Below are 12,156 nucleotides of genomic sequence, written 5' to 3'. Positions count from 1 at the left end.
GCACAGACGTCCCGTCAGCCAAGTCCGCCCCGGGCCCGGCGCCGAGCCGCAAGCAGGGCATCCACCGAGAACACCGACGCCCCCGCAAGCACCAGCGGCAGCCACGCCATGAGGTAGGCGAGATCGTTGCCCAGGTAGTAAGGCTCGGTCGACCAGCTCACCGTCAGCCACAGGCTCAACGAGATCAGCATCCCGCCGACCGCGGCGAGCCGGGCGAGCAGTCCGATCAACGTGCCGATACCGACGGCCAGTTCACCGAAGGCGATCGCATAGCCGAAGCCGGCCGGGCTCTTGAGCGCGAGGTCGACCATGGCGGGGATGGCGGAGATGTTCCGCACGCCGTGCATCTGCTCACCGATCGACCCCGATCCGGTGGCGTGGAAGAAGGCGCTGTTGGTCAGCTTGTCGAGCCCGGCGTAGATGAAGGTGACGCCGAGGAAGATCCTCAGAGGAAGGAGTGCGAACCGCTGGGCACTGTCCCGCCAGCTGCCTCTGCCGTTGACATAACTGCCGTGGATGTCCGTCCGCATGCCATGAGCCATCGCCCGTCCGCCGCCTCTCGCGCCCGCATCGGTGCCCGCAAAATTGCCCGTCACCAGACCATACGTACGAGGGAGCGCGACCGCTCAGTAACGTTTCGTCATTGCTGCAGGCCGGGCCCGGGGCACTCAGTCCGAGACATCGATCGCGCACCGGTTCGTCTCCACGCCCGCCGCGGTGACGACTTGGACGTCGACCCGGCCGGGCTCGACGTCGACGGGGACCGGGACCGTCAGGGTCGTGTCGGTGGGGTTGGTGAAGCCGCCCTGCACAGGGACGAGTGGCACATGGACGTGCACGGGACCGATGCGGACGACCATGCGGGCAAGCCGGTCCGCGGTGGCCGCGCCGGGCGGCACGAAGCCCGCCCCTCGAATCTCGATGTCGTCGCCGGTGCGGATCGGCGCGTCCAGGTCCCCCGCCTCGCGGGACCTCACGACCGAAAGGATCACGGGGCGGCCGCCCTCCGCGTACTTGGCCGCGAGGTAGGTGGCCGCCGAGACCAGGACCAGCAGGGCGAGTCCCCACGGAAGATCGGGGAGCTGTCCGGGGCGCCGGGCGAGGCGCACCGCGACGAAGACCAGGGCGACGGCCGAGATCAGCACGTACTGGATGTCGGCGAAGGTGCCGCGTCCGGAGTCGTCGGTGAGCAGGTCGGCGGCGCGCGGCCGGTCCGCGCGCACCTTCTGCAGTCGCTGGCCGAGCACGCGCAGCCCCACCACCCGCCGCACCAGGACGGCGGCCCCGCAGGCGACGGCGAGGACGGTCACCACCCCGGCGCCCCGGGCGAGTTCAAGACCGGAGATCAGCGCGTCCCGCTCGCGGTGGCCGGAGGCGCCCGCCAGTTCGCCCGCCAGGACGAGCACCGCGTAGACCACGACGAGGACCCAGCAGGCGGCGACGGCGCGGGAGGTGGACAGGCGGTTGTCCTCGCCGACGACCGGGGCGAGGACGCCGCCGGCCGCCCGGTGGACGTAGGCCGCGCCGGTCAGGAGCCCGCTCACGACGACCGCCGCGAGCAGTCCGGCCGTGCGGGCCGTCGTCCAGCCCGCGCCGATCGCCGTGAGCGCCTGCACGATCAGGAGCAGTGCGCACCCGCCCCACACCAGGCGAACGGTGCGCGGCCACAGCCCGGCGAGCCACGCGTCACCCTCGGCGCGCCCGCGATCGGCCATGTCCCGCGCGGACTGGGTCAGTTCGTCCGAGACCCACTGGCGGGACGCGCCCGCCGAGTGTGCGACGGCGGCGGGCAGCCCCTGCCCAGCCGCCAGTTCGTCCCGCTTGGCGAGGAACGCGGCCACAGCTTTGCGGTGCCCTTCGCGCGCCCCGTGCGGGCAGTCGCCGCAGGTGCAGCCCCCGCTGTGCGTTCCCTCTCGCGCCTCCTGGACCGCCACCCGGTACGCCCGCCTTCCCATCCGGAGCCCGCCCGGCCCGAACGGCCGCACGTCAACTTCCGTGTAATGACTGGGAATTGTGCCGTACGCAAGGCCGTCCAGGGCCGCCAGGTCGGGTCAGAGAGGGTGAACAGTGAACACCCGCGTTGACCCCCGAGGCCACAGCCCCGCGCAGGACGCCACGGCCCTGCCCTCAGCCCTCAGCCCTCAGCCCTCAGCCCTCAGTCTCATCAGGACAGCAGATCCGGCTCCGCGCTGCTGATTTCCTGCCACAGGGGCTGATGGTTGATCCACGCCACCAGGTCCCCGCCCGCCTGCTCCCGCGTCGCCACAGCCTGCCGGTGGTCGATCAGGATCGGGCGGCCCGCGGCCCGCGCGGCGAGCTGCACCTGACAGGAGCGTTCCAACGACAGGAACCACCACGCGGCCGAGTCGACGGTGCCGCCCACGGTGAGCAGCCCGTGGTTGCGCAGGATGAGCGCCTTGTACGAGCCGAGCGCCGCCGCGATCCGCCGCCCCTCGTCCGGGTCCACGGCCACGCCGGTGTACTCGTCGAGCAGCGCGTGGTCCTCGTAGAAGGCGCACGCCTCCTGGGTGATCGGGTCGATCAGTTCGCCGAGCGTGGACAGGGCGCGCCCGTGCAGCGAGTGGCAGTGCGCGACGGCGACCACGTCGGGCCGCGCCCGGTGGACCTGGGCGTGGACGGTGAACGCGGCCTGGTTCACATGGCGGCGGCCCTCGACGACCTGCCCGTCCCCGTTGGCGAGGACCAGGTCGGACACGGTGACGTGCTTGAACGGCAGCCCGAAGGGGTTCACCCAGTAGCAGTCGTCGTACTCCGGGTCCCGCACCGAGATGTGGCCCGACACCCCGTCCTCGTAGCCGAGACGCCCGAAGATGCGCAGCGCGCCCGCGAGCCGCTCCTTGCGGTGCCGGCGCTCGCCGGCCGGGGAGTCGTGGACGGGGGGCATCGCGAACTGGAGGTGTTCGGTGGGGACCGGCGGGGGCGTCTGCGTGGACATGGAGCGGAAGTTACCTCCGAGGAGCGCAGGAGGACAGAGGCGGGCGGTGAAGAGAGTGCGCCGAACTCGTCGCGGGCGGCGCCGCGCATACCGGACAGCAGGTGTCGGGTATGCGCGCCAGACTCGTCGTATGACGTCGAACTGGGCCACTTTCACCGCGGCCGAACCGGACCTCGCCCAGACGGTCGAGGAGCGCTTCGGTCAGTTCCAGCACCACATCCTGGCGACCCTGCGCAGGGACGGTTCGCCGCGCACGAGCGGCCTGGAGGTGCGGTTTCTGCACGGGGAGTTCTGGCTCGGCATGATGCCGGGCTCGCTCAAGGCCCGCGATCTGCTCCGGGACCCGCGCTTCGCCGTCCAGGCCAACCCGGGCGACGGCACCGGGATGGGCGGCGGGGACGTACGGATCTCGGGCCGCGCGCTGCTCGTCGAGGACCCCGGGACCATCGCCTCGTACACGGACTCGGTCCAGGTGCCCGACCCGGACGACTTCCACCTCTTCCGTACCGAGCTGACCGAGGTCACCCGCACGTTCATCGAGGACGACAAGTACCTGGTCGTACAGGTGTGGAAGCCGGGCGAGCCGGTGCGCACGGCCAGGCGCACCTGAGCCCACGAATGAAGGCGCCGCCCACTGAATGCAGTGGGCGGCGCCTTCACACACGGTGTCGGGGAGCGACTACTCCCACTCGATGGTGCCCGGCGGCTTGCTCGTCACGTCGAGCACGACGCGGTTGACGTCCGCGACCTCGTTCGTGATGCGGGTCGAGATCTTCGCCAGGACGTCGTACGGCATGCGCGTCCAGTCCGCCGTCATGGCGTCCTCGGAGGAGACGGGGCGCAGGACGATCGGGTGGCCGTAGGTGCGGCCGTCACCCTGGACACCGACGGAGCGGACGTCCGCGAGCAGGACGACCGGGCACTGCCAGATGTCACGGTCGAGACCGGCCGCCGTCAGCTCCTCGCGGGCGATGGCGTCGGCCTCGCGCAGCAGGTCGAGCCGGTCCTTGGTGACCTCGCCGACGATCCGGATACCGAGGCCGGGGCCCGGGAACGGCTGGCGCTGGACGATCTCGTCCGGCAGGCCGAGCTCGGCGCCGACCATGCGCACCTCGTCCTTGAAGAGCTGGCGCAGCGGCTCGACGAGCTCGAACTCGATGTCGTCGGGGAGCCCGCCGACGTTGTGGTGCGACTTGATGTTCGCCGTGCCGGTGCCGCCGCCGGACTCGACGACGTCGGGGTACAGCGTGCCCTGTACCAGGAAGGCGACCTCGGGACCCTCGTCCTGGATGATCTCCAGCTGCGCCTGCTCGAAGACGCGGATGAACTCACGGCCGATGATCTTGCGCTTGGTCTCCGGGTCGGAGACACCGGCCAGCGCGTTCAGGAATCGCTCGCTCGCGTCGACGACCACGAGGTTGGCCCCGGTCGCGGCCACGAAGTCCTTCTCGACCTGCTCGGTCTCGCCCTTGCGCATCAGGCCGTGGTCGACGTACACGCAGGTCAGCTGGGAGCCGATGGCCTTCTGGACGAGGGCCGCGGCCACCGCGGAGTCGACGCCGCCGGACAGGCCGCAGATCGCGCGCTTGGTGCCGACCTGCTCGCGGATCGCGGCGACCTGCTCGTCGATCACGTTGCCCGTGGTCCAGGTCGGCTCGATGCCGGCGCCCCGGTAGAGGAAGTGCTCCAGGACCTGCTGGCCGTACGTGGAGTGCATCACCTCGGGGTGGTACTGCACGCCGTACAGCTTCTTGGCGTCGTTCTCGAAGGCCGCGACCGGCACGACGTCCGTGGACGCGGTGACGGTGAAGCCCTCGGGCGCGGCGGAGCAGGCGTCGCCGTGCGACATCCACACGGACTGCTCGGTCGGAGTGCCCTCGAAGAGGGTGGAGCCGGCGCGGGAGACGGTCAGCGGCGTGCGGCCGTACTCACGGGCGCCGTTGTCGTCGACGGTCCCGCCGAGGGTCGTGGCCATCAGCTGGAAGCCGTAGCACATGCCGAAGACGGGGACGCCGGCCTCGAAGAGGGCGCGGTCAAGGCGCGGGGCGCCCTCCGCGTACACGGACGAGGGGCCGCCGGAGAGGATGATCGCCTTCGGGTTCTTGGCGAGCATCTCCTCGACCGGCATGGTGCTCGGCACGATCTCGCTGTAGACGCGGGCCTCGCGGACGCGGCGGGCGATGAGCTGGGCGTACTGCGCACCAAAGTCGACGACCAGAACGGTGTCAGGGGCGGCAGCGGGGGACGCTGATGGCACGGCGGCGGCCTTCCGGCGGTGGAACACGAGCAGGGGTCTGTTTTGTCGATTCTAACGGGCCCGTGAGGACACTCTTCGTCTCATCCCACGGACGCGGTGGCCGAAGCACCCGGGCCGGGGCATACTGGCCTCGTGACCAAGCACCGCATCGACTTCCTCTTTACCTATGGCAACCGGCCCGCCGGCTGCCATGGTCGAGCTGCTTGATCACCTGACAAGCGACTTACCGGGCGCCCCGGGCCGACAAGGCCCGGGGCGCTCCGTCGTTTCCGGTCCTTGCCGCTCCGGGACACCCGCCCCCATACGACGAGGAGCCCCAAGATGACCACCACCGCGACCCCCAGCGAAAAGACCGGCGCCCGCACCGCCGAGGCAGCCGACGTGATCACCGGCGCCCGCGAGCGCATCGACGCGCTCGACGACCGGATCATCGGCCTGATCCAGGAACGGATGGCCGTCTCGGCCGTCATCCAGGAGGCGCGGATCACCTCGGGCGGACGCCGCGTGAACCTGGCGCGCGAGCTGGAGGTCCTCGGCCACTACAGGGACGCCCTCGGCAAGCCCGGCACCGGCCTCGCGATGACGCTCCTGGAGCTGTGCCGCGGCCGGGTCTGAGGCCTACGCGACGCACCCACGTTCGGATCCGCTCTCACCCGTACGGCGCGTGACCGGTGCGCGGCACCCTTCGTTGGTCCCGATGTCCGTGCCAGCCAGGGGCGGGCCCGCTCAATCCACGCGTGGCTCCGCTGGAGCGATGAGACGTAGGGATCAATGCCGTACGTCGTGGGACCTCGCTCCAGCGTTTGTGACCGGACGGCAGGGGACAGCAGCCCGGTCACCCAAGAGAACGACCGGTCCCGGGGACGCCCGGGGCCGGTCGGCCTCCCAGCAGAACCCCTTCGCCTCTGTGATCGCAAAAGTCGGCCGAAACGGTCGGTCGAAAAGGCAGGCGGCTCGAAACGGCCGGTCGAAACGGTTGCCGCACGACAGACCCGCGAGCACGATGCGCAGAAACCCCCACATCCCACGAAGCCCCAAGTCCCGGGCTTCACAAGTGAATTGCCGCAGGCCCGCCCCATCCGCACGCCATCGCGCGCCGGAGTGGCGACCCCTGGCAGACCCGCACCAGCGGCGCAACCCCCCCGGCGCCGCTCCCCCGGCACCGACGCCGCCCTGACGTCGGTGCTGAAGGCGAAGGGCCCCGCGGACGCGTCCGCGGGGCCCTTCGCCGTACTCATCGCCACTGAGGCCGGAAGGTCCGGATCAGGCGGTCTTCGCCAGCTTCGCGAGCTGCGCGTCGACGATCGCCTGCGGCACATCGGTCTTGCTCGAGTCCAGCATGTTCATGGTGTAGAACGCCACGACCGTCGAGCCGCTGCGCACCACGGTGAAGGTCATCGGGACCTTGTCGCCGTCGATGACCCCCTTGACGTCGTACGAGACCGCCTCGTCGCCCGCGTCGGTCGCGGGCCGCTCCTTGACGCCGCTGTACTTGTAGTCGACGTGCTCGTACGCGGTGCAGTTCTTCGAGGCCGTGCGCAGGTCCTTCATGACCTTGGCGGCGTCGGCGCCGTCGTGCGCGAGCAGCGCCAGCGAGGTCACCTTGGGGTCGAGCTCGTCCGTCGCCATGAGCGTGCGCACGACCCGGTCCTTCGCCGTCGGCTGCGTCGAGAACATGAACATGTCGGCGAGCGGCTGGCACGAGGCCGGCTTCGCGGCGACGCTCACGGTCGGCGGCAGGTCGTCCTTGCCCACCTTCTCGACCTTGTAGCCCTTGACGTCGCCCGTGGCGACGACGGCCTTCTCCAGCTCGGCCGCGGTGAGCGCCTTCGCGCCCTCCTCGGCGGGCTTCGCGGGCGCCGTGGTCTTCTCCGAACCGGCCGTCTTCGCCGGCTTCTTGGCGTCGTCGCTCCCGGAGGACCCCCCGCACGCCGTCGTCACACCCAGGGCCGCGACCACGGCAGCGGCCGCCACGGCACGCCTCACACCTGACTTCACATTCCCACCTTCGTCTTCTGCGGCACGGCGCCACACGTCGGCCCGTACCGAGGCGCCATCCAAGCCCGCGACCGACCTCCTTTACCAGCGCTTTGCGTAACGATCGAAGATCGCCACAAAGGTTGTACGGGGCCCCGAGTGAGCCAGCTCACATAAGAATCGTGTGAGGTCGAGGGCAACCATTTCCCAGGGTTGCCGGTCACATATGCGGAACCAACGGCCACACCCGCGACCCCACAACGCGGAGGCCTCTCAGCTCGTACTGCGCCACAGCAGTACGCCGGACTTTCCGAGGTCTTCATGAAGCTTCGCCGTGCCCTGGCCGCCGCGGCCGCGACGGCTGCGATAGCCCCGATCGCGCTCCTTTCGGCGCCGACCGCGTTCGCGGACGAGCCCGTGGCTCCCGCCGCGTCCGAGACCACCTCCTCCGCCCCGGCGGTGGAGCCCGAGGCGTCGACGACGCCGGCCGAAACGCCGAGCACCAGCACAGCGGCTCCTTCCGCGTCCGCCTCGGAGACCGCCACGACGTCGGCGACTCCGACCCAGTCCGCGTCGGAGTCGGCCACCACGAGCCCGAGCCCGAGCGTCTCGGCTTCGCCGTCGGACGAGCCGGGCGAGTGCACCTCGGAGTCGGCCAGCAAGGACGTCTACACCGAACTCCGCGGATTCCCGTCGAAGATCGTCGCGGGCTCCGGCTGGGTCGACTTCACCTACCGCGTGACCAACAAGTCCAAGAAGGACATGCACTCCGTCGAGGCGTACGTCTACGCGTTCTCGATCGACGACAAGGACTTCGAGGACACCTCGAAGCACCTCACGCTGCAGTGGCTGATCGACGGCACCTGGCAGGACATCAGCCTGGACGGCGACGGATTCTTCGGCAGCACCGACAAGCTCGCGCCCGGCGAGTACGCGGACGCCAAGATGCGCCTGAAGGTGGATGCCAAGGCCCCGGCCGGCTTCGGCGCCGCGCTCACCGCCGGCGTCAGCGTCGACGGCGACGGCAACTGCGCGTACGGCGACGTCAAGGAGTTCGACTTCGACATCCTCGCCGCCGGCAGCTCCCTGCCCGGCGACGTGCCCGACTCCAAGGGCAAGCCCGGCAAGGGCAAGAACAAGCCCGGCCCGCAGGGCGGCCTCGACGAGCTGCCCGTCACCGGGTCGCTCGCCGAGACCGGTTCCTCGTCCATGGTCCCGACCATCGGCCTCATCGGCGGCGTCGCCGTCGTCGCCGGTGCCGGTGCCGTGTTCGCCGTGCGCCGCCGCAAGGCCGGCGCCACCGCGTAACACCCCGTAGGGGCTACGCACACGGGAAGGACCTGCGCTCGGAGGGGGGCGCAGGTCCTTTCGTGTGTCCGGGGGCGCGTGTCCGCGGGTCGTGTGTCCGCGGGCGAAACGGGCCGGCTACTTCTTCTTCGGCGGGACCGCCGGCATCCCCAGGAACGGCAGCTTCAGCGCGCCGAACGCGTCCTGCGGGACCGCCGGGTTCTTCGGCGCGACGGCGGACAGCCGCGCGTACGCCACGCCCTGCGCCGGACGCGGGTCCTCCTCGCCCTTGTTGGGCCAGTACGACATCGCGCGCTCGGCCTGCGCCGTGATGGTCAGGGACGGGTTCACGCCCAGGTTCGCCGTGACCGCGGCGCCGTCGACGACCGAGATGCCCGGGTGCCCGTAGAGACGGTGGTACGGGTCGATGACACCCGTCTGCGGGGAGTCGCCGATCGGGCAGCCGCCCAGGAAGTGCGCGGTCAGCGGGGTGCCCATCAGCTCGCCGACGTTCGAGCCGGCGAAGCCGTTGATCTCGGCGGCGATCGTGGATGCGGCGTCCACGGCGGCCTTGATCTGCTTGGGGTTGGGCGCGCCATGGCCCTGCTCGGCCGTGAGCAGGCCCTTGCCGACGCCGTCCGGCTTCAGATACGTCGTCAGCGAGTTGTCGAGGGACTGCATGACCAGGCCGATGATGGTCCGCTCGGACCAGCGGTGGTTGGAGAGCGAACGCGCGAGCAGGGTCGGGTGCTTGGCCACGTTGGCGAGCCAGCCGGCGACGCGGGACGAGCCCTGCGCGTACGGGACCTGGAGGATCGTCATGCCGCCCATCGCGTTCGAGCCCTTGCCGTAGCGGACCGGCTCGATGTGCGTGTTCTCGTCCGGGTGGATCGAGGACGTGATCGCGACGCCCTGCGTGAAGTCGACCTTCGGCTTGCCGTGGCGCTTCTTGTAGCGGCGGTTGTTGGTCTGGGCACCGACGAGCGCCTCGGAGTTCGTCCGCGTCAGCTCCCCCAACCTGGCGGACAGGTAAGGGAGTTGGCCGCCCGCCTTCATGCGGTGCAGCAGGGTCTGCGTGCCGTACGTGCCGGCCGCGACGATGACGCGCCGGGCCTTGAACGTACGGCCCGCGCCCTTCTTCTTGTCGTCCGTCGGGAGCGTCGCGACCGCGTAGCCGCCCTGCGAGTCGTCGGTGAGGGAGACGACCGTCGTCATCGGGTGCACGACCGCGCCCGCCTTCTCGGCGAGGTACAGATAGTTCTCGTTGAGGGTGTTCTTCGCGCCGTGGCGGCAGCCCGTCATGCACTCGCCGCACTCGGTGCACGCCTTGCGGGCCGGGCCCGCGCCCCCGAAGTACGGGTCGTCGACCTGGGTGCCGGGCGCGGCCTTCACCGAGCCGGCCCCGTCCTCGCCGCAGGCGTCCTTGCCGTCACCGAAGAAGACACCCACCGGCGCCATGTGGAACGTGTCGCCTATGCCCATGTCCTGGGCCGCCGCCTTGAGGTGCACGTCGGCCGGCGTCATGGTCGGGTTGAGCCGCACGCCCAGCATGCGCTGCGCCTGGTCGTAGTACGGCTTCAGCTCGGCCTGCCAGTCGGTGATGTCCTTCCACTGCGGGTCCTCGAAGAAGGGCTTCGGGGGCACGTAGAGGGTGTTGGCGTAGTTCAGCGAGCCGCCGCCGACGCCCGCCCCGGCGAGGACCATCACATTGCCGAGGAGGTGGATGCGCTGGATGCCGTACATGCCGAACTTGGGCGCCCACAGGTAGTTCTTGAGGTCCCAGGAGTTCTTGGGCAGCGTGCCGGGGTCGAAGCGGCGGCCCGCTTCGAGTACGCCGACGCGGTAGCCCTTCTCGGTCAGGCGCAGGGCGGAGACGGCTCCGCCGAACCCGGATCCGATGACGACGACGTCGTAGTCGTACGCGGCGTCATCGGCGTCGTCGGCGCTCCCGGCTTCATTCCGGACAGAGTTCTCCTGTGACACTGGCTCTCCTCGTTGAGAACGGGTGGTGCCTTGACGAAGACGGCCTAACGAAGACGGAAGGTCTTCATCGCCTTCAGGCTGCGGCTCATGAACGCCGCGTACTTCTCGTCGTCCATCCCGAACGACGGCGCCATCGGCATGATCCGCTGGTGCGCGACGGTCTGCGCCTCGGTGTACTTGAGGATGCCCTCGGAGCCGTGGCGGCGGCCGAGGCCCGAGTCCTTCATGCCGCCCATCGGCGACTGGACGCTGCCGTACGCGGGCGCGTAGCCCTCGTTGATGTTGACGGTGCCGGTGCGCAGCCGGGAGGCGACGTCGTGGCCGCGCCTGGCGTCCTTCGTCCAGACCGAGGAATTCAGGCCGTACGGCGTCCCGTTGGCCAGCGCGACGGCCTCGTCCTCGTCCGTGAAGCGATAGATGGAGACGACCGGGCCGAAGGTCTCCTCGTTGCAGACGGCCATCGGCGCCTCGACGCCGTCGAGGATGGTCGGCTCGAAGAAGTACGGGCCGATGTCGGGGCGCGCGACGCCTCCCGCCACGAGCTTCGCGCCCTTGGCGACGGCCTCGTCGACGTGCCGCGTCACCGTCTCCAACTGCCGCTCGCCGACGAGGGATCCCATGTCGGCGCCGTACGCGAGGGACTTGCCGAGGCGCATCGCCTTGGTGCGCGTGGCGAACCGCTCGACGAACGCGTCGGCGATCGACTCGTGGACGTAGAGCCGCTCGATGGAGATGCAGAGCTGGCCCGCGGACGAGAAGCAGGCGCGGACCGCGCCGGCCGCCGCCTTGTCGATGTCGGCGTCCTGGAGCACCAGCATCGCGTTCTTGCCGCCGAGTTCGAGCGAGACGCCGACGAGGCGTGCGGCGGCGCCCTGGGCGACCTCGCGGCCCGTGCGGGTGGAGCCGGTGAACGAGACGTAGTCGGCGTGCTTGACCAACTCGGGCCCCACGACCGGGCCTTCGCCGATGACGACCTGGAAGACCTCTGCGGGCAGCCCCGCCTCGATGAGCAGGTCGCGCGCCCACAGCGCCGTCAGGCAGGTCTCCGTGTCGGGCTTCATGACGACCGCGTTGCCGGACACGAACGCCGGGAGCGCGTCACCGACGGACAGCTCGAACGGGTAGTTCCAGGGCGCGATCTGGCCCACGACGCCGCGCGGCTGGCGCAGTTCGGTGACCTTCGTGAGGGTCGGGACGGCGCCCGTGTGCCGCTTCGGCTTCAGGTAGGCGGGGGCCCTGCGGCCGTAGTGGCGGGCCGCGACGGCGACGGCCTGGACCTCTTCGTGCGCGTGCAGGCGCGCCTTGCCGGTCTCCAGCTGGATCAGGTCGAGGACCTCGGCCTGGCGGGCGAGCACCAGGTCGTGGAAGCGCAGCAGCACGGCGGCGCGCTGCCGCGCGGGCACCTTCGCCCAGACGGCCTGGGCTGCGCGGGCCCGCTCGAAGGCCTTCGTGACGTCCTCGGGCGTGGACTCGGGCAGGTCCGCCAGCTTCTCGCCGCTGAACGGCGTGTGGTTGGCGGTGCGGCCCGAGCCGGCCACTCCCTTGGTGAGCTGGGCGACCAGCTCGGGCGTCACCACGTCGGCCGCGGTGCGCGCGCCCTGCGGGGCCGGGGCGACCGGGTTCGTGCCGGTCTTGTCCATACGGTCCTTGGAGATGGCCTGCGAGTCCGTCATGGCGCGAGCGTAAGCGCCCGTCA

The 12,156-nt window shown here is 70.6% G+C and carries 10 protein-coding genes; 3 read left to right on the top strand and 7 right to left on the bottom strand.

Annotated elements, in window-relative coordinates:
- Nucleotides 1-14 precede the first annotated feature (14 nt).
- The 3 genes from AC07EJ_RS26000 to AC07EJ_RS25990 form a co-directional block, all read right to left on the bottom strand.
- A complete protein-coding gene (locus tag AC07EJ_RS26000; RefSeq protein WP_389479785.1) occupies nt 15-542 on the bottom strand; it encodes a DoxX family protein in 528 nt (175 codons plus the stop codon).
- Nucleotides 543-668: 126 nt separating this feature from the next.
- On the bottom strand, nt 669-1,934 hold the full coding sequence (locus AC07EJ_RS25995) for a hypothetical protein (RefSeq protein WP_389480060.1): 1,266 nt from the start codon (nt 1,932-1,934) through the stop codon (nt 669-671).
- A 230-nt stretch (nt 1,935-2,164) separates the two neighbouring features.
- Nucleotides 2,165-2,956, bottom strand: coding sequence for a class II aldolase/adducin family protein (locus tag AC07EJ_RS25990; protein ID WP_389479783.1), 792 nt, complete (start codon nt 2,954-2,956; stop codon nt 2,165-2,167).
- A 130-nt stretch (nt 2,957-3,086) separates the two neighbouring features.
- On the opposite strand from AC07EJ_RS25990, the gene AC07EJ_RS25985 reads away from it, so the two are divergent.
- The gene (locus tag AC07EJ_RS25985) at nt 3,087-3,566 is read left to right on the top strand and encodes a pyridoxamine 5'-phosphate oxidase family protein (protein ID WP_389479781.1); all 480 of its coding nucleotides are present in this window, start codon (nt 3,087-3,089) and stop codon (nt 3,564-3,566) included.
- 69 nt (nt 3,567-3,635) lie between these two features.
- Here the strand turns inward: AC07EJ_RS25985 and guaA are convergent, their stop codons facing one another.
- Entirely contained in the window at nt 3,636-5,213 is a 1,578-nt protein-coding gene (gene guaA, locus AC07EJ_RS25980) for a glutamine-hydrolyzing GMP synthase (RefSeq protein WP_389479779.1), read from the bottom strand.
- A gap of 321 nt (nt 5,214-5,534) precedes the next feature.
- Here guaA and AC07EJ_RS25975 point away from each other — a divergent pair, with 321 nt between their 5' ends.
- Nucleotides 5,535-5,828 (top strand): chorismate mutase, encoded by a 294-nt coding sequence (locus AC07EJ_RS25975; protein ID WP_389479777.1) that lies wholly within the window; start codon nt 5,535-5,537, stop codon nt 5,826-5,828.
- 648 nt (nt 5,829-6,476) lie between these two features.
- Here AC07EJ_RS25975 and AC07EJ_RS25970 read toward each other — a convergent pair.
- Entirely contained in the window at nt 6,477-7,187 is a 711-nt protein-coding gene (locus AC07EJ_RS25970; protein WP_478885011.1) for a hypothetical protein, read from the bottom strand.
- A gap of 324 nt (nt 7,188-7,511) precedes the next feature.
- Between AC07EJ_RS25970 and AC07EJ_RS25965 the strand changes: the two genes are divergently transcribed.
- Nucleotides 7,512-8,498 (top strand): LAETG motif-containing sortase-dependent surface protein, encoded by a 987-nt coding sequence (locus AC07EJ_RS25965; protein WP_389479773.1) that lies wholly within the window; start codon nt 7,512-7,514, stop codon nt 8,496-8,498.
- Between the two features lie 117 nt (nt 8,499-8,615).
- Here AC07EJ_RS25965 and AC07EJ_RS25960 read toward each other — a convergent pair whose 3' ends face one another.
- On the bottom strand, nt 8,616-10,460 hold the full coding sequence (locus AC07EJ_RS25960; RefSeq protein ID WP_389479771.1) for a GMC oxidoreductase: 1,845 nt from the start codon (nt 10,458-10,460) through the stop codon (nt 8,616-8,618).
- Nucleotides 10,461-10,504: 44 nt separating this feature from the next.
- Nucleotides 10,505-12,133, bottom strand: coding sequence for a succinic semialdehyde dehydrogenase (locus tag AC07EJ_RS25955; protein WP_478885010.1), 1,629 nt, complete (start codon nt 12,131-12,133; stop codon nt 10,505-10,507).
- Nucleotides 12,134-12,156 lie beyond the last annotated feature (23 nt).

It is taken from the genome of Streptomyces sp. NPDC045026 (genome assembly GCF_056432625.1).
This window is presented reverse-complemented; position numbering and strand designations above follow the sequence as displayed.

Coding starts and splice junctions, on each gene's coding strand:
- AC07EJ_RS25985 (WP_389479781.1), top strand. CDS start 3,087: ATGACGTCGAACTGGGCCACTTTCACCGCGGCCGAACCGGACCTCGCC.
- AC07EJ_RS26000 (WP_389479785.1), bottom strand. CDS start 542: ATGGCTCATGGCATGCGGACGGACATCCACGGCAGTTATGTCAACGGC.
- AC07EJ_RS25990 (WP_389479783.1), bottom strand. CDS start 2,956: ATGTCCACGCAGACGCCCCCGCCGGTCCCCACCGAACACCTCCAGTTC.
- AC07EJ_RS25955 (WP_478885010.1), bottom strand. CDS start 12,133: ATGACGGACTCGCAGGCCATCTCCAAGGACCGTATGGACAAGACCGGC.
- AC07EJ_RS25965 (WP_389479773.1), top strand. CDS start 7,512: ATGAAGCTTCGCCGTGCCCTGGCCGCCGCGGCCGCGACGGCTGCGATA.
- AC07EJ_RS25975 (WP_389479777.1), top strand. CDS start 5,535: ATGACCACCACCGCGACCCCCAGCGAAAAGACCGGCGCCCGCACCGCC.